We start from the raw sequence: 15,507 nt of genomic DNA on the forward strand, positions 1-15,507 counted from the left end.
ACCGATCCTGTCCTACTTGACCGATATGGATGGGGTGCTGGTGCACGAAGACCATCTGGTGCCCGGCGCCGACAAATTCCTTGCCGAGCTGCGCAGCAACGAGATCCCCTTCCTGGTGCTCACCAATAACTCCATCCGCACGCCGCGCGACCTGCAGGCCCGGCTGCGCCACACCGGACTCGATATTCCGGAGGAGGCGATCTGGACATCGGCGCTGGCCACCGCGACCTTCCTCAACGACCAGCGCCCCAATGGAACCGCCTACGTCGTCGGCGAATCCGGCCTGACCACCGCACTACACGAAATCGGTTATGTGCTGACCGATAGCGATCCGGACTACGTGGTGCTCGGCGAAACCCGCACCTACTCCTTCGAGGCGATCACCACCGCGATCCGCCTGGTAGACCGGGGCGCCCGCTTCATCGCCACCAACCCGGACGCGACCGGACCGTCCCGCGAGGGCCTGCTCCCCGCGACCGGTTCGGTCGCCGCACTGATCACCCGCGCAACCGGTAGGGAGCCCTACTACGTTGGAAAGCCGAACCCGCTGATGATGCGCTCGGCACTGCGCCGGATCGGCGCGCATTCGCAGTCGACGGTGATGATCGGCGACCGGATGGACACCGATATCGTCTCGGGCCTCGAAGCGGGCATGCGCACCGTCCTGGTCACCACCGGCATCTCCACCCGCGAGTCGGTCGAGCAATTCCCCTACCGCCCGACCCTGGTCGTCGATTCGGTTGCCGACCTGGTCGGCCGAACCGACAAACCCTTCGCCTGACCGGCGCGGGTTCGCTGATCAGGCCTGGTCGGTGATGGCGTCGAGCGCAGCGGAGAGTCGGGTCATGACCTGCGCGGTCAGGGCGAATTGCTCGGCACCGAGTTCATCGGCGAGCCGTTTCGCCATGACGGCATGCTGTGGATTGATGCGTTTGATGGCCTCGCGACCCGCCTCGGTGACCGCGACGAGTTTGGCCCGGCGGTGCGCCGGATTCGGTTGGAACTCAGCAAGTCCCTTGTCCACCAACAGGTCCGCGATGCGCTGCACACTCTGTCGGGTGATCCCCATCGCTCGGGCGATTCCGGCGACCGGCAGTGGTTCGCGCAGCACCGCGCCGAGCACCTGCCACCACGCCGCCGTAATTCCGCCGGGCGCGGCCAATTCCTCTGCGATGGCGAGGAATTGGCCGTTCAGCTGAAACGAGGTGATGGCGACGCTCGCGAAGAGTTCCTGCTCAGGCGTGTCACTCATATCGGAACTCCTGTTCTGCACGCCTTCCTGGATCGGCGGTTCTCTGCGGATTCTTCCTCACACGGAAGCGGTGGCCCTATGCGCCTCGTACTCCGACAGTGCGGCGAACGCCGCCGGATCACTGTGGCCGAACAAGCGATACCACGCGTCCAGCACATGCGGTTCATAGACATCGAGCCTGCGCAACACCTCGCGCGCGAATTCGAAGGGCGCGGTCGGACCTGCCGTGATGAGATCGCCGTCCAGTACCGCCGCCTGGTCCAGATAGCGATCGCCGCCCGAATATCCGCTGTAGGCAAGGTATTCCGCGGCAGCACCGGTATGGGCGTGATTATCGAGGAGCCCTCCTTTCGCCAATCCGAAGGTGGCACCGCATATCGCCGCGACCGGAACCCCCGCATCCAGAAACTCCCGCGCCTTGTGCACGAAGGGCACGAGTTCGCCAGTCTCCCAGGTGTCAGCGCCGGGCAGGATCAGCATCGCGCTCGCGGCGGGCGTGAGATCGGCGAGCACCACATCCGGCACGATCCGCATCCCACCTGTCGTAATGATCGGATCGGCGGTGAGCCCAACGGTCTGCACTTGGAAGGTTCCTGGCGCTTTCTGCCAGCTGGGCCGATTGATATGCGCGGTCGCCGCACCGACCTCCCAGTCGGCGAGCGTGTCGTAAACGGCCATGTGAACTGTTTTCGTCGGCATGACAGTATGCTGTCATATTTGACAGCATACTGTCAATGCCTCAATGTCCGCGTTCGATCTTCGCCAGATGTGCGATATTGGCGCGATCCTCCACATCAGCACTCGGCTCACCGCCGAACCACGCGTCAAGAATCTCCGTCAGCTCTGCCCGGGAAGTCGAACGCAGGCTCAGCGCAAGCACATTCGCGTCATTCCACTTCCGGGCACCAGCGGCGGTCGCCGCATCCCCACACAGCGCGGCCCGGACCCCCGCCACCTTGTTGGCGGCAATAGAAGCCCCCGTCCCCGTCCAACAGCACACCACCCCCTGCTCCGCCCGCCCCTCGGCCACATCCCGCGCGGCCGCCTCACTGGCCCAAGCCCAGTCGTCGCGCTCACTATCCGATAGCGCCCCATGCACCAACGTGTCGAACCCCCGCCGCCCGAGCTCCACCACCAGCTCCTCGGCCACCCCAACCCGCTCATCCGCCGCAACCGAAATTCGCATACCCCAAGCGTAATAACGCCCCGACCACACAGCCCCACAAAACGGCGAGTGGCCCGTCCCCTGTTCCGAGGACGGGCCACCGCGCCCGTCACCAGGCAACTGGGCCGAGGCGATCGATGAAGATCCCGGTCGGCCCGTCGGCGTCGATCATCGCGAGTTCGACGATCGAATCGGTGCCCTCGGTAACCGTCAGCTGTCCGGTGTGATGGTTCATGTCGGTGGCGGCAAACTTGCGATTCGCGACCTCGCCGGGAGTGGCGACATTGAATTTGATCTTCGGAAGCGCCTGGGCGTACCGCACGGTAATCATATTCAGCGCCGCTTTCGACGAGCTGTAGGCGAGCTCGTGCATTTTCGAGACGGGCTGATCCGGATCGGTCACGACCGCGAAGGAACCGCCACCACTGGACACCATCACCACCCGTGGATTCTCCGCCGCCTCCAGCAAGGGCAGAAACGCATGCGTGACCCTGATCGGTCCGTACACGTTGGTGTCGTAGACGGAATGAATTTCGTCAGCCGTCGCGTCCGCGGGCGCGACAATATTCCCCGGTGCACCGGCGTTGTTGATCAACACATCCAGCCGGTCGGTGTGCTCGCGAACGAGCCGTACCGCATCCGACACCGACTCCTGCGAAGTCACATCCAGCGGCACCATCACGACGTTCACCCCCTCAGCGGCGAGTTTGTCGGCGGCGGCCTGCCCTCGAGCTGCGTCACGCGAGCCGAGGAACACCGTCCACCCCTGTTCCCCGAGCCGCCGCGCCGCTTCGAGACCGAGTCCCTTGTTGGCTCCGGTGATCAACACTGTGGTCTGTTCTGTGTTCGTCATGCCCACTAAGACGGACGGGGCCGCGCACGCTGTGACAACCTGTGAGCGGCCTCACAAACGCCGGGAATCGACACCGTGCACCGATCCGGCGAATGGGCCAGAATCCTGGCAGCGTGACTAGACGCGGAAAGCGGAGGGACCGGCAGTGTCAGCTTGGGGTGAGGTCGTTGTCGGCCTGGTAATTCTGGTCGGGCTGGTCGGGATCATCGTCCCGATTCTGCCGGGCGCAATTTTGATCTTCGGCGCCATTGCCGTGTGGGCGTTCATGACCGGGGGCGCGACGGCGTGGACCGTATTCGCCATCAGCACAGCGTTCTTGGTGCTGTCCGGGGTCATCAAATACACCTGGCCGGGCCGGAAGATGAAGGATGCGGGTGTATCCAATCGCGCGCTGTTCATCGGCGCGATCTTCGGCATCGTAGGCTTCTTCCTCATTCCTGTGGTCGGGTTGTTCGTGGGATTCGTTCTGGGCGTATACCTTTCGGAGCTGCAGCGGCTTCGCGACAACCAACCCGCTTGGCAGGCAACGGTTCACGCGCTCAAGGGTGTGGGCCTGTCGATGCTCATCGAACTCTTCGGTGCGCTGCTGGCGACCGGGGTGTGGGTCATCGGTGCCATCGTGACCTGAGTCGAGGCCGGGCATCGATGGCGTTTCCCGCCGCCGGGCTCCGGGCTACGAGGTCATGTCGGCGATGACGCTGATGATCGTCGTACTCACTCGATGGCAGGGAACGGAATCGTGTCCGCCGATTCGAGCTTCGGCAGCTCATCACGCCGCAGCGGCAGCGTCGGCTGCTCGGTGCGGCGGATCGGCAAAGTGGGCGTCGGATCAGCCGGAATCGCCCGTTGGCGGGCGGGCAGTCGATAGAACGCCCGCGCATTGTCCTCCAGCACCTTGAACATATCGGTGCCCACCACATCGCAGATCAGATCGACATCGGAATCCTGGAACGGCCGCCCGGCGCGGGTACCGGGCAGATCGGTGCCGAACATCAGCGCCCCGGGATTGACCGCGTGGATCCGGCGCAGCGTATCGGCCACCTTCATCTGCACCCGCCCGAAACCGGTCGCCTTCACCCGCGCCCCGCGATCAACCAGATCCAGCAGATAGGGCAGACCCTCCTCGGACATACCGAGATGGTCGATGGAGAAAACCGGCAGCTTCGATATCACCGGCCGCATGGAGGTGAGCATGTTGCCGTCGATATACACCTCGACATGCCAGCCGACGAGGTCGTGCGCGCGCAATGCCTGCAACGTCATCGCGGTGATATCCGCGGCCGCGCGCTTGACGTTGAATCGCAGCGCCCGTACACCGATCCGATCGAGTTCGATGATCTCTTCGTCGGTGGCGTCCGGGTCCAGCGCCGTGACGCCGACCCACCCCTCGCCGAGCTCGGCCAGCGCCGCTTTCAGGTAGGTCTGATCGGTGCCTTGGAACGATCCGCTGACCACGGCGCCACCACCGACATCGAAGCGCGACATGCGCTTTCGATAATCGGCGATGGTGAACGGGTCGGGCAGGTAGCCCTCGTTCTCGGCCAGCGGGAACCGCGGGTCGAAGATGTGGAGATGGGCATCGAACACTTGTACAGAATGCCTCATTGCATCGCCTCCCGCCTAAGGTGGGAGATTTCTGGCTCATGCCGCCCACTCACTCGGCGAGCGCTCGAATCCGCCCTGCGGGACGGGGCATCCGCGCCACGTCTTCGGTGAAGGATTTTCCGTCGCCGCCCGGCGGTGGACTAGACCTTGTGCGGCTCGCTGGCGCGCAGCATGTCCTCGCGCTCGACGACCTTGACACGCTCGCGGCCCTCCGGCTCGCCGAGGGCGCGCTCATGCGCGTCGAGGCGGTACCAGCCCTGCCAAGTGGTGAACGGGATGCCCTTGCCCTCGAGGAATTCGGTGACCGCATCCAGTTCCGGCTCGGCGGCCGGGGTGAAGTTCACGCTGTCGTCGAGCAGGCAGGCTACGGTCTCGTTGGCATCGCCCTTGGTGTGGCCGATGAGTCCGACCGGTCCGCGCTTGATCCAGCCGGTCACGTAGGTGGCGGGCAGATAGCGGTCCGCACCGTCGGCGTCCTCGTCGGCGAGGACACGTCCGGCCTCGTTCGGGACGACCCCGGCCTGATCGTCGAATGGCAGGTTGGTGAGGTTCTGCGACAGGTAGCCGACGGCGCGGTAGACCGCTTGGATGTCCCAGTCCTTGAACACGCCGGTGCCCTTGACATTGCCGGTGCCGTCGAGCTGGGTGCGCTCGGTGCGCAGGCCGACGACCTTGCCGTCCTCGCCGAGGATCTCGGCGGGCGATTCGAAGAAGTGCAGGAACAGCTTGTGCGGGCGGTTGCCGACATCGCGGATGGCCCACTGCTCCAGGGTGTTGGCGATCATGTCGACCTGCTTGGAGTGCCGACGCGCGGCCTCGGAACCCTCGTCGTAGTCGATGTCCTCGGGATCGACGATGACCTCGATGGTCGGGGAATGGTCGAGTTCGCGCAGCTCGAGCGGGGTGAACTTGGCCTGCGCGGGGCCCCGGCGACCGAAGACGTGCACCTCGATGGCCTTATTGGCCTTCAGGCCGTTGTAGACGTTCGGCGGAATCTCGGTCGGCAGCAGCTCATCACCGGTCTTGGCCAGCACCCGCGCCACATCGAGGGCGACATTGCCGACACCGAGGACCGCGACCTTCTCGGCCTCCAGCGGCCAGGTGCGCGGCACATCCGGATGCCCGTCGTACCAGGACACGAAGTCCGCCGCGCCGTAGCTGCCCTCCAGGTCGATGCCCTGGATCGGCAACGCCCGGTCGGCGTTGGCGCCGGTGGAGAAGATCACCGCGTCATAGAACGTGCGCAGATCATCGAGGGTGATGTCGGTGCCGTAGTCGATATTGCCGAGCAGGCGCACCTGCGGCTTGTCCAGCACCTTGTGCAGGGCGGTGATGATGCCTTTGATACGCGGATGGTCCGGCGCGACGCCATAGCGGATCAACCCGAACGGCGCGGGCATGCGCTCGTACAGGTCGATGCTCACCTCGGCATCGGACTTCATCAACGCGTCGGCGGCGTAGATACCGGCCGGGCCCGCGCCCACGATCGCGATCCGAAGCGGGCGAGGCCCTGTGTGTGCGTCAGGCCCGGAGGAGGCAGCTCGGCGCGCACCGCTAGTCGACTCAGCACTGTGTTCGGTCATCTCTTACGCGCACCCTTATGGTCGAAACAATTGACGGCGTCACTCTTAGCTTAGGCTAACTTGACGCACCCTCTCGATCGCATCTGCCGATGCGAACAGGCGGCCATCTCGGCTATGACAGCAGGCCGCAATGTCGCGATTCTATCGGTGGCATAGCGCGCACCCTGCGGCGGTGCGTACACCGGGTGTTTGCGGCCCCGGCCCACCTACCGTGACTACCCGCTCTGCGGACATCTATCAAATCCTCGCGTCGCGGGTATCGGGGCCCGGTGCGGGGCCGAGTGCCGGATACCGCCGTCCACCAGGGATGATCGACCCATGACAGAGCAGCATGGCACCGATGAAGAACCCGTAATCGAGGTCGATCAGACCGATCGTCGCTCCATCGCGCCATTCATCGCGGCCGCCGTATTCGCCGCTGTCGTGCTGCTCGCGATCGTGCTCGGAGCGGTGCTTTCGCCCGCTGAGAAAAATGTCACAGAATCGGACAAGATCGCGGCCGCGGTGCAGCGCTACGCGGAAGCACGCGCCACCACCGACAACACACCCCCGCCGGGCGTGGCCTGTCAAGGATTCGACGAGAGCAAGACGCCACTCGCAGGGCAGTTCGGCGGGGCCGCGGCCGGAAAGTCGATCAAGGTCACCAAGATTGAGAATTCGATGGTCGACGGCGATAAGGCCAAGGCGACGGTGACCATCGCGGTCGACGGCCGGGAGACCCCGGCAACCTGGAATCTGACCCGTTCCCAAGACCGCTGGATCGTCTGCGGTTGATTACTTATGCGCGGCGCGAACTGGGGTTTGACACGGCGGCACCTGCCCAGGCAATCTCATTTTCAGGTCATGAGTACCAGCGCCAAGCCCCGGCTGGCTGGTCGGCAACCCTCCTCCGCGGTGGGGTGCTCCGGGTGACGACCTGGCCGCGCACCGAAACCCAGGTGCGGCAAGCGTGGATTCACAGGAGGATCGCATGACATATGCCGGTGACATCACCCCACAGCAGGCGTGGGAGTTATTGCAGGACAACCCCGAAGCCGTCTTGGTAGACGTGCGCACCGAGGCCGAATGGCGTTTCGTCGGTGTGCCGGATACGAGTTCGATCGACCGGCCGACGGTGCTGATCGAATGGGTCGACAGCAACGGCGCCCGCAACGGTGAGTTCGTCGAGCAGCTGACCAACGCGCTGGAGGGTCGCGATCCGGCGGCGCCCGTCGTCTTTCTCTGTCGCTCCGGACAGCGTTCGATTGGTGCGGCGGTGGCCGCTACCGGGGCCGGTATCGCCCCGTCGTTCAATGTGCTGGAGGGCTTCGAGGGCCCGATCGACGAGTTCGGACATCGCGGCGGCGCCGGCTGGCGCGCCATCGGCCTGCCGTGGCGGCAGTCATGATCACTGGTGGTGCGTTCGACAAGCCGCTGCCCGAAGGTGTCGGTCCCGCGACGCTCGGCGTGCGAGGTGGCCTGCGCCGCTCGGGATTCGAGGAAACCGCCGAGGCGCTGTATCTGTCCTCCGGATTCGTCTATGAGAGCGCCGAGGCGGCCGAGGCCGCATTCACCGGCGAAATCGAGCATTTCGTCTACTCCCGCTACGGCAACCCGACCGTCGCCATGTTCGAGGAGCGGCTGCGTCTGATCGACGGCGCCGAAGCATGTTTCGCGACCGCGAGCGGTATGTCGGCCGTATTCACCGCGCTCGGCGCCCTTTTGGGCGCCGGTGATCGACTTGTGGCCGCACGCAGCCTGTTCGGCTCGTGCTTCGTGGTGTGCAACGAGATTCTGCCGCGCTGGGGTGTGGAGACGGTTTTCGTCGACGGTGATGATCTGGATCAGTGGGAGCAGGCGCTTTCGGTGCCGACCCAGGCCGTCTTCTTCGAGACACCGGCCAATCCGATGCAGACGCTGGTCGACGTGCGCCGGGTGACCGAGCTCGCGCATGCCGCTGGCGCGAAAGTGGTGCTGGACAACGTCTTTGCCACGCCGCTGCTGCAGCGCGGTTTCGAACTCGGTGCCGATGTACTGGTGTATTCGGGCACCAAGCACATAGATGGTCAGGGCCGGGTGCTCGGTGGTGCGATCCTCGGCGCCCAGGACTACATCGACGGTCCGGTGAAAACCCTTATGCGCCATACCGGTCCGGCGTTGAGCCCGTTCAACGCATGGACCCTGCTCAAGGGTTTGGAGACCATGCCGCTGCGCGTGCGTCACTCGACCGAATCCGCCCTGCGCATCGCGCGCTTCCTCGAGAGCAACAAATCCGTTTCGTGGGTGCGCTACCCGTACCTCGAGTCGCATCCGCAGCACGACCTGGCGACCAGCCAGATGAGCGGTGGCGGCACCGTGGTCACTTTCGAACTGAACGCATCCGAGGACGAGGCCAAGAAGCGCGCCTTCGAGGTGCTCAACCGCCTGCGCATCGTCGATATCTCCAATAACCTCGGCGACTCCAAAACCCTCATCACCCATCCCGCCACCACAACCCACCGCGCCATGGGCCCTGAAGGCCGCGCCACCATCGGCCTCTCCGATGGCGTCGTCCGCATCTCGGTGGGGCTCGAGGATGTCGAGGATTTGCTGAGCGATTTGGATTACGCCCTGAGCTAGAGCTCATGTCACCGACCTCGCCGGACCAAGTTCGGCACGGCGGCATCGGCGACCACGACCAAGACGGCAATCACGCGTCCGGGATGCTCGAAGGCATCGCTCGGCCGGTGATCTCGGTGCCCGGCGGAATCATCTGTGCGCGTGCGGCTTGCAATCGCTCGCGTTCGGCCGGGCTCATCGCCGCGAAGGCCGCCTCCCGCCGTTTCGTCAAAGCCGCAAGCTCTTCCGAACTCAACTGCCGCGCATATTCTTCGCGCTGCCGCGTCAGCCGGGCGAACTCTTCCGGGGTCAGTGGTTGGTTCATCGTGATGGTCTCCTCGATCAATCGCAGGAATTGCGACGTCGATGGCTCGACCGCGTGGTCGAGGCCGTCGGGCACATCGAGCAGGCGGTCCCGCAGTCCGGTGGCCCGGGTGATGCGGTCCTCGACCAACGCCAACTCCTGCCTTACCCGCTCGCGTGGGTCCTGATCGGGTTCTGCGCGGAGGACGGCCGCGATGTCCTCGAGCCGAAACCCGAAGCCCCGCAACGCCACAATGCGATGCAGCCGCCGGACATCGTCCCGGGTATAGCACCGGTGCCCGCCCGATGTTCGCGACGACGGCACCAATAGCGCGAGCCGGTCGTAATGGTGCAGCGTCCGCACCGTCACGCCGGTCTCCCGGGCCAACTCTCCGACCCGCCATACCCGCTCGGTCAACGCGCCCTCCTGTCGACGTGCACCACCCACGCTAAAACCTGACGTTACGTCGGGTTCAAGTGTTGTTTCGATCACGGCTCGGGAGTTGCTGCCGTTGGGCCGCAGGCGATGTCGTGGAAGGCTTCGCGGAGCAGGGCGGTGATGCGCTCGGGCGGAGCGTCGCGTAGTCCGTCCAGCTGGAGTAGGTGTCGACCGATGACGGTGCCGATGGTGATCGCGCCGATCAGCCCGGCACGCAGGTCCGCGTCGTCGTCGGCGAGGTGCTGGGCGGCTTGCCGCTGCCGGGACACCATGGCGAGCTGTACTTCGGCGGCGGCGTCGGGGTGGGTGAACATGGAACGGATCGCGGCGAGTGCGTCGGTGGGGTGCTGGGCGAGTTTGTTTTCGAGCGCTGCTAGCAGTTGCTCGGCCGCCTCTTCGGGCGTGCCGGTGACCAGGTCTTCCTGTTCGAAACCGGAGGCCTGGGCGAAGAGATTGTCTTTCGACCCGAAATAGCGCATCACCAGTCCGGGATCGGCCTGCGCCTCGGCGGCGATGGCACGGATGGTGGCCCGGTCGTAGCCGACCTCCGCGAACAGCCGCTTGGCCGCATCAAGGATCCGGGATTGTGTGCTCTGCCGTTGCTCGGCGCGGCTGCGAGGGCGAGAGTTCATGGGCTCAGTCTACGGACGTTGACCCAAGCCAACTGCCATGCTAGCTTTCGGCCTACAACCGTTGACCGAAAGAGGATCATCATGTGGCACACAATTCTGTTGTCCGCACTCGCCGGACTGTTCGGCGCGAATGCGGTACCGCATTTCGTCAAAGGCATGATCGGCGAACAATTTCCGAATGTGTGGGGTAACGATCCACTGCGCAATGCGGTGGCGGGCACGTTCGGACTCGCGCTCGCGGCCGTGATCGGATACTGGGCCGACCTGCCCGCACATGCTTACGCGGGCATCGGCGCCACCTTGGTCGGCGCACTGCTGATGGCGGTATTCCACGGCCGCGGTGGGGCTTATCGACTCAACTCCACCTTGGGGCTCGCGAACCCGTCTCGGGTATAGCTTCGGCGTTATTGTCATACTGTCAATACAGCCTCGGGTCGCTCCCGGGGAGCGCTGGATCAACGACGAACCGAGGTAGGGCGTGAGCACACCAACCACCGCCAAGCAGGGCCCGCTCGCGGGCATCAGGGTCATCGAGCTGGCCGGTATCGGCCCCGGTCCGCATGCGGCGCTGCTGCTGGCCGACCTCGGCGCCGATGTGGTGCGGGTCCAGCGCCCCAATATGCTGCCCGGCTTCATGGAGCGCCCGCAGTGGCGCGGGCGCACCATCGTCGAGGCGAACCTGAAGGATCCGGCGGATATCGAGAAGGTGCTCACACTCACCGAGAAGGCCGACGTGCTGCTCGAGGGCTTCCGACCCGGCGTCACCGAGCGCATGGGCCTCGGCCCGGATGCCGTGCTCGCGCGCAACCCGCGGTTGGTCTACGGCCGGATGACCGGCTGGGGTCAGCACGGCCCGCTGGCCGATCGCGCCGGACACGACATCAACTACATTTCGCTGACCGGTGTGCTGCACGCCATCGGCCGCAAGGGCGAGCGTCCGGTGCCGCCGCTGAATATGGTCGGCGACTTCGGTGGCGGCTCGATGTTCCTGGTATTCGGCATTCTCGCGGCCCTGATCGAGCGACAGAGTTCCGGTAAGGGGCAGGTCATCGATTCGGCGATGATCGATGGGGCACTTGCCCTTTCGCACATGATCTGGGGTATGCGCGGTGTGGGCCTGTGGTCGGATGAGCGCGGCACCAACCTGCTCGATACCGGGATGTCGTTCTACGACACCTACGAAACCTCGGACGAAAAGTACATGGCGGTCGGGGCGATCGAGCCACAGTTCTACGCGGAACTGTTGCAGGGCTTGGAAATCGATCCCGAAGGTCTTCCGGCGCAGCTCGATCCGAATGGTCAGGATCAGCTGAAGAAGCTGTTCACGGAGAAGTTCAAGACCAAGACCCGGGACGAGTGGGCCGCGATCTTCGACGGCACCGATGCGTGCACGACACCGGTGTTGACCTTCACTGAGGCAGAACAGAATCCGCACATTGTCGCGCGCACCGGGTTGATCGAGATCGACGGTGTCGTCCAGCATGCGCCGGCTCCCCGCTTCTCCCGCACCCCCGCAAGTACGCCCACCCCGCCGCCAAGCGAGGCGACGCCGATCGAATCCATCTGGGCGGACTGACACCTCGTCGCCAGCGCCCTCCGCGGCGCACTCCAACTGCTCCCGCGCACTGATTCACGCGCCGCGCATATTTTCGCCAGCGAATTCGTGCGCGCCACGGGAATTCGTGCGCGCCACGGGAATTCGTGCGCACCGCGAGATACGTGCACGCCCGGGGCAGGAGGGGCGGAGCGTCTACGCTAGTTGCGGGTCCACTCGGGCTGGGCGAAGTGTGCGATGCGGGCGGCGTCGGCAGCCCGGCCGAGTAGTACGACTTCGCGGAACTGCCAGAGCATCGCACCGGTCGGTGCGTGGATGGTCATGTTTTCGGCGAGGCGCATCTGTAGCAGACCAGGGCCGTCGTAGGCGACCGAAGGAGCATCGACGCGCAGATCCTTTTGTCGCACAGCATCTTTGGGATGGACCCAATGTGGGACATCGTCGGCGGCGAGCCGGGCGAGATGCACTTGATGAACCGAGTGGACCTCGTCCGGACTGGGCCGCAGTCCGGATGCGTCGGTGAGAGCCGCCACGATCGGAGTGATGACGAAGCCCGATGCTGCGGGGAAGTCGTCGAGCCTGCCGAGTAGATCGGCCGAGCTTGCGGACAGTCCGAGTTCCTCGTGCAACTCGCGTAGCGCCGCCTGCTCAACGGTTTCCCCGTCGTCGACCCGACCACCCGGGAGCGCCCATTGCCCGGCATTGCGCCCGCGATACGCGCGTTTGATGACCAGCACCGACGTCGGACCGTCCACGGCCACCACGCACAACAACACCGCCGCCCGACGAATACCCGGCGCATCGGCTACCTCGGTATGCGGGAACTCGCCCAACCGTGCACGCGCAAGCACACGGAAGTCATCAACATTCTCAGGAACACTCGGTCCCGCATCAGGTCCCATACCGTCGATCATGCCCCACATCACCGCTCGGCTCCCGGTCACTACCTCGCCTACCGTATACCTTGCGCGAGATAGCCATTCGCTATGCGAGCGGTTATCAGTAACAGGTGAGGGGCTGGAGGGGGTCGGCGGCGCGGGGAGTGAGGGCTTCGTAGGCGGCGGCGATGGACTTCACCGCCAGGCGCAGTTCCGGCTCGGGGTGGGTGAAGGGCAGTCGGATGAAGCGTTCGAAGGCACCCTGGACACCGAATCTCGGTCCGGCGGCGAGCAATACACCGTGGTTGGGGGCGGTTGCGGCCAGTGCCGTCGAGACCGGAGCCGGTAGCTGCGCCCAGACCGACATGCCGCCGTCGCCGACAATCGTGCGCCAGTCCGGGAGCTCTTCGCCGAGCGTGGCGAGCAGGGCCGCACGCTGGGCGCGCAGTTGGTCGCGACGGCGAGTGAGGATGGTGCCGGCATTCTCCAGCAGGTGGATGGTGGCCAACTGATCCATGACGGGCGTGCCGAGGTCAACGGTGGAGCGGATGCCGAGCAGCTTCGTGATCAGTGTTTGGTTTGTGCGTATCCAGCCGACGCGCAGACCACCCCAGAAGGATTTCGAGGCCGAGCCGATGGTGATGATCTCGCTGCCCTTGGCAAAGGCCGCGACCGGCGGGGGCGCGGTCCGGTCAGTCAGACTCAGGTCCACCATCGACTCGTCGATCACCACGGTCATCCGGGTTTCGCGGGCGATGGCGGTCAGTTCGGAGCGGCCGTCGGCGTCGAGCAGCAGGCCGGTCGGGTTGTTGAAGTCCGGCACCAGGTAGGCCAGGGTGGCCGCGGTTTGCCGTGCGGCACTGCGGATTCCGTCGAGATCCCAGCCGGACTCCGGGGTTTCGGGACGCAGCGGCACCGGCACCGGGCGGGCGCCGACATCGCGGATCGCCTCGATGGCATTCGGGTAGGTCGGGTGGTCGATGAGCACGCGGGCCGCGGGCGCGGTGAGCACATTGAGCAGCAGGCGCAGGCCGTGCTGGGCACCCAGGGTGACCAGGATCTGGTCGGGTTCGGTGGGCAGGCCGCGCTCGGTGTAGCGGCGGGCCAGTGCCTCGCGCAGCGCGAGCACACCGACCGGATCCATGCCGTGCGTGCCGAGGTAGGCCGGAAGGCCTTGCAGTGCAACGGAGTACGCCTCTTGCATCTCGAGCGGCGCAGCCATGGCGGCATAGGTCATATCGATGGTCGGCAGTTCCGGTTGCGCCATCATCGCGAGAATGCTGCGGGCCGGTTTGGTGCCGTCGTGCTGCACGTCGCGTGGGAGGGCGACGGTGCTGCGTGAGCCCTGGCGGCTGATCAGATAGCCATGTTCGCGCAGCAGGCTGTAGGTGGAGGTAATGGTCGTGCGACTGACGCCGAGGGTCGCGGCGAGGTCGCGCTCGCTGGGCAATGCGACGCCGAGCGGTGCGCGGCCGTCGTGGATGAGCAGGCGGATACCTTCGGCGAGAGCCAGATAGGCCGGACGCGTCGACCGGCGCTCCCCCGGTTCGCCGTTCTCATCCGCACTGCGCCAACTGCCCAGATCGCGGGCAATGCTGGCGGCACCGATAACTCTCGTCGACATAAAGTCCAGTATTAGCCAAGTGGATATTTAATGGCAAGGCCAGTGCGCGCACGCTGACTTCTATGACCGCCCTCGCCGCCCTGCTCGTCGTCGCCGCCTTCGGCTATCTCATCCATCGGTTCGCACCGCGACGCCCGAGCGAGGCCTTCCGCCTCGAACGGTTCCACGCGCCGGGACCACTGACCGACCGGTCGCCGTCTTACTACGAAAACCAGCGCCAATACGCGGATCTCGCGGCGATCTACGGACGCAATGATGTGCCGGATCCGGATGCTTCGGCCCTCGCGCATCCGCAGCGCCGGATCTCGAACGCGAGTTGCGGAGCAGTGAAGCCGACCATCGGTGGCGTCCAGGCCAGTTTTTGAGAACTGGACTTGACTGCTCGAGGATGTCGGACCCGAAGTGCACACTGACCGTATGAGTGCTTCCGCTCGCCCGGTCACCGGGTCGGCGCTGTTCGAAACCGCGATCGGCACCTGCGCGATCGCCTGGACCGAGGACTCCGTATTCCGATTCGGACTGCCGGAGGCGAGCCCTGCCACGACGCGGACCCGGATCATGCGTCGCAGCAGCCGAATTCCGGACTCCGAGGAAATTCCGGAGGTCGAACCAACCGGCCCGATAGCCGATGCCATCGTCCGCATCCAGGCCCACCTCGCTGGCGAACTCGACAATCTGCGCTGGATTCCGGTGAGCACCAATGGAATTCCGGAATTCCACCGTGCCGTCTACGAAGTGACCCGCGCCATCGATCCGGGCCACACCCTCAGCTACGGCCAGGTCGCCGACCGCATCGGCGCACCGGGTGCGGCCCAAGCCGTCGGACAGGCCCTCGGGCGCAACCCGATCCCCCTGATCATCCCCTGCCACCGAGTCTTGGCCGCCGACCACACCCTCACCGGCTTCTCCGCCCCTGGCGGCATCACGACCAAACAACGCCTCCTGGAAATCGAACGCACCCCCGGCTTCGGCGAACCCACCCTCTTCTGACCCAGCGACCGGCTGTCTGCGTCGAGTTTGGAGTTCTGCTACTCCGTGCGG

At 65.3% G+C, this 15,507-nt stretch carries 19 protein-coding genes and 1 riboswitch; of the genes, 9 read left to right on the top strand and 10 right to left on the bottom strand.

Features of this window, described 5'->3' with window-relative positions:
* Window positions 1–25 precede the first annotated feature (25 nt).
* Window positions 26–781: an HAD-IIA family hydrolase gene (locus tag ACIBI6_RS22835; protein WP_396958000.1), complete on the top strand. Its 756-nt coding sequence runs from the start codon at window positions 26–28 to the stop codon at window positions 779–781.
* 18 nt (window positions 782–799) lie between these two features.
* Here the strand turns inward: ACIBI6_RS22835 and ACIBI6_RS22840 are convergent, their stop codons facing one another.
* The 4 genes from ACIBI6_RS22840 to ACIBI6_RS22855 all read right to left on the bottom strand — a co-directional run bounded on the left by ACIBI6_RS22840 (window position 800) and on the right by ACIBI6_RS22855 (window position 3,270).
* Complete coding sequence (locus tag ACIBI6_RS22840; protein ID WP_364359397.1) at window positions 800–1,252, bottom strand: MarR family transcriptional regulator; 453 nt, start codon at window positions 1,250–1,252, stop codon at window positions 800–802.
* Between the two features lie 57 nt (window positions 1,253–1,309).
* Complete coding sequence (locus ACIBI6_RS22845) at window positions 1,310–1,951, bottom strand: DJ-1/PfpI family protein (RefSeq protein WP_364359400.1); 642 nt, start codon at window positions 1,949–1,951, stop codon at window positions 1,310–1,312.
* A 40-nt stretch (window positions 1,952–1,991) separates the two neighbouring features.
* A complete protein-coding gene (locus ACIBI6_RS22850) occupies window positions 1,992–2,438 on the bottom strand; it encodes an RpiB/LacA/LacB family sugar-phosphate isomerase (protein WP_364359403.1) in 447 nt (148 codons plus the stop codon).
* Window positions 2,439–2,526: 88 nt separating this feature from the next.
* A complete protein-coding gene (locus ACIBI6_RS22855; RefSeq protein ID WP_364359406.1) occupies window positions 2,527–3,270 on the bottom strand; it encodes an SDR family NAD(P)-dependent oxidoreductase in 744 nt (247 codons plus the stop codon).
* A gap of 145 nt (window positions 3,271–3,415) precedes the next feature.
* Between ACIBI6_RS22855 and ACIBI6_RS22860 the strand changes: the two genes are divergently transcribed.
* Complete coding sequence (locus ACIBI6_RS22860) at window positions 3,416–3,898, top strand: DUF456 domain-containing protein (RefSeq protein ID WP_364359409.1); 483 nt, start codon at window positions 3,416–3,418, stop codon at window positions 3,896–3,898.
* A gap of 86 nt (window positions 3,899–3,984) precedes the next feature.
* Here ACIBI6_RS22860 and ACIBI6_RS22865 read toward each other — a convergent pair whose 3' ends face one another.
* Both ACIBI6_RS22865 and ACIBI6_RS22870 read right to left on the bottom strand, forming a co-directional pair.
* A complete protein-coding gene (locus tag ACIBI6_RS22865) occupies window positions 3,985–4,875 on the bottom strand; it encodes an amidohydrolase family protein (protein WP_364359412.1) in 891 nt (296 codons plus the stop codon).
* A 140-nt stretch (window positions 4,876–5,015) separates the two neighbouring features.
* Entirely contained in the window at window positions 5,016–6,458 is a 1,443-nt protein-coding gene (locus ACIBI6_RS22870; RefSeq protein WP_396957642.1) for an FAD-dependent oxidoreductase, read from the bottom strand.
* A gap of 318 nt (window positions 6,459–6,776) precedes the next feature.
* On the opposite strand from ACIBI6_RS22870, the gene ACIBI6_RS22875 reads away from it, so the two are divergent.
* From ACIBI6_RS22875 to ACIBI6_RS22885, 3 genes are all read left to right on the top strand, one after another.
* Entirely contained in the window at window positions 6,777–7,232 is a 456-nt protein-coding gene (locus tag ACIBI6_RS22875; protein ID WP_364357437.1) for a hypothetical protein, read from the top strand.
* A 65-nt stretch (window positions 7,233–7,297) separates the two neighbouring features.
* Window positions 7,298–7,414, top strand: a riboswitch (SAM riboswitch).
* A gap of 14 nt (window positions 7,415–7,428) precedes the next feature.
* On the top strand, window positions 7,429–7,845 hold the full coding sequence (locus ACIBI6_RS22880) for a rhodanese-like domain-containing protein (RefSeq protein ID WP_364357440.1): 417 nt from the start codon (window positions 7,429–7,431) through the stop codon (window positions 7,843–7,845).
* Complete coding sequence (locus ACIBI6_RS22885) at window positions 7,842–9,056, top strand: O-succinylhomoserine sulfhydrylase (protein WP_364357443.1); 1,215 nt, start codon at window positions 7,842–7,844, stop codon at window positions 9,054–9,056. Before ACIBI6_RS22880 ends, ACIBI6_RS22885 begins: the two co-directional genes overlap by 4 nt.
* A 70-nt stretch (window positions 9,057–9,126) precedes the next feature.
* Here the strand turns inward: ACIBI6_RS22885 and ACIBI6_RS22890 are convergent, their stop codons facing one another.
* The gene (locus ACIBI6_RS22890) at window positions 9,127–9,756 is read right to left on the bottom strand and encodes a MerR family transcriptional regulator (RefSeq protein WP_396957645.1); all 630 of its coding nucleotides are present in this window, start codon (window positions 9,754–9,756) and stop codon (window positions 9,127–9,129) included.
* Between the two features lie 71 nt (window positions 9,757–9,827).
* Entirely contained in the window at window positions 9,828–10,409 is a 582-nt protein-coding gene (locus tag ACIBI6_RS22895) for a TetR/AcrR family transcriptional regulator (RefSeq protein WP_396957647.1), read from the bottom strand.
* Window positions 10,410–10,490: 81 nt separating this feature from the next.
* Between ACIBI6_RS22895 and ACIBI6_RS22900 the strand changes: the two genes are divergently transcribed.
* Window positions 10,491–10,805, top strand: coding sequence for a hypothetical protein (locus ACIBI6_RS22900; protein ID WP_396957649.1), 315 nt, complete (start codon window positions 10,491–10,493; stop codon window positions 10,803–10,805).
* Window positions 10,806–10,887: 82 nt separating this feature from the next.
* Window positions 10,888–11,985 (top strand): CaiB/BaiF CoA transferase family protein, encoded by a 1,098-nt coding sequence (locus tag ACIBI6_RS22905; RefSeq protein WP_396957651.1) that lies wholly within the window; start codon window positions 10,888–10,890, stop codon window positions 11,983–11,985.
* 179 nt (window positions 11,986–12,164) lie between these two features.
* Here ACIBI6_RS22905 and ACIBI6_RS22910 read toward each other — a convergent pair whose 3' ends face one another.
* Together ACIBI6_RS22910 and ACIBI6_RS22915 are read right to left on the bottom strand one after the other, a co-directional pair.
* On the bottom strand, window positions 12,165–12,908 hold the full coding sequence (locus ACIBI6_RS22910) for a CoA pyrophosphatase (RefSeq protein WP_364357458.1): 744 nt from the start codon (window positions 12,906–12,908) through the stop codon (window positions 12,165–12,167).
* A gap of 55 nt (window positions 12,909–12,963) precedes the next feature.
* On the bottom strand, window positions 12,964–14,466 hold the full coding sequence (locus tag ACIBI6_RS22915) for a PLP-dependent aminotransferase family protein (protein WP_396957654.1): 1,503 nt from the start codon (window positions 14,464–14,466) through the stop codon (window positions 12,964–12,966).
* Between the two features lie 62 nt (window positions 14,467–14,528).
* Between ACIBI6_RS22915 and ACIBI6_RS22920 the strand changes: the two genes are divergently transcribed.
* Window positions 14,529–14,831, top strand: a complete 303-nt coding sequence (locus ACIBI6_RS22920; protein ID WP_364357464.1) for a hypothetical protein — start codon at window positions 14,529–14,531, stop codon at window positions 14,829–14,831.
* A 52-nt stretch (window positions 14,832–14,883) separates the two neighbouring features.
* Window positions 14,884–15,456, top strand: a complete 573-nt coding sequence (locus tag ACIBI6_RS22925; protein ID WP_396957656.1) for a methylated-DNA--[protein]-cysteine S-methyltransferase — start codon at window positions 14,884–14,886, stop codon at window positions 15,454–15,456.
* Window positions 15,457–15,507 lie beyond the last annotated feature (51 nt).

It is taken from the genome of Nocardia sp. NPDC050412 (assembly GCF_044458825.1).
Classification (GTDB): domain Bacteria; phylum Actinomycetota; class Actinomycetes; order Mycobacteriales; family Mycobacteriaceae; genus Nocardia.

Bases quoted from the DNA above. Each gene is read 5' to 3' on its own strand.
- ACIBI6_RS22865 (WP_364359412.1), bottom strand. From the start codon at position 4,875: ATGAGGCATTCTGTACAAGTGTTCGATGCCCATCTCCACATCTTCGAC.
- ACIBI6_RS22900 (WP_396957649.1), top strand. From the start codon at position 10,491: ATGTGGCACACAATTCTGTTGTCCGCACTCGCCGGACTGTTCGGCGCG.
- ACIBI6_RS22850 (WP_364359403.1), bottom strand. From the start codon at position 2,438: ATGCGAATTTCGGTTGCGGCGGATGAGCGGGTTGGGGTGGCCGAGGAG.
- ACIBI6_RS22885 (WP_364357443.1), top strand. From the start codon at position 7,842: ATGATCACTGGTGGTGCGTTCGACAAGCCGCTGCCCGAAGGTGTCGGT.
- ACIBI6_RS22840 (WP_364359397.1), bottom strand. From the start codon at position 1,252: ATGAGTGACACGCCTGAGCAGGAACTCTTCGCGAGCGTCGCCATCACC.
- ACIBI6_RS22920 (WP_364357464.1), top strand. From the start codon at position 14,529: ATGACCGCCCTCGCCGCCCTGCTCGTCGTCGCCGCCTTCGGCTATCTC.
- ACIBI6_RS22855 (WP_364359406.1), bottom strand. From the start codon at position 3,270: ATGACGAACACAGAACAGACCACAGTGTTGATCACCGGAGCCAACAAG.
- ACIBI6_RS22845 (WP_364359400.1), bottom strand. From the start codon at position 1,951: ATGCCGACGAAAACAGTTCACATGGCCGTTTACGACACGCTCGCCGAC.
- ACIBI6_RS22875 (WP_364357437.1), top strand. From the start codon at position 6,777: ATGACAGAGCAGCATGGCACCGATGAAGAACCCGTAATCGAGGTCGAT.
- ACIBI6_RS22925 (WP_396957656.1), top strand. From the start codon at position 14,884: ATGAGTGCTTCCGCTCGCCCGGTCACCGGGTCGGCGCTGTTCGAAACC.
- ACIBI6_RS22870 (WP_396957642.1), bottom strand. From the start codon at position 6,458: ATGACCGAACACAGTGCTGAGTCGACTAGCGGTGCGCGCCGAGCTGCC.
- ACIBI6_RS22895 (WP_396957647.1), bottom strand. From the start codon at position 10,409: ATGAACTCTCGCCCTCGCAGCCGCGCCGAGCAACGGCAGAGCACACAA.
- ACIBI6_RS22915 (WP_396957654.1), bottom strand. From the start codon at position 14,466: ATGTCGACGAGAGTTATCGGTGCCGCCAGCATTGCCCGCGATCTGGGC.
- ACIBI6_RS22835 (WP_396958000.1), top strand. From the start codon at position 26: ATGGATGGGGTGCTGGTGCACGAAGACCATCTGGTGCCCGGCGCCGAC.
- ACIBI6_RS22880 (WP_364357440.1), top strand. From the start codon at position 7,429: ATGACATATGCCGGTGACATCACCCCACAGCAGGCGTGGGAGTTATTG.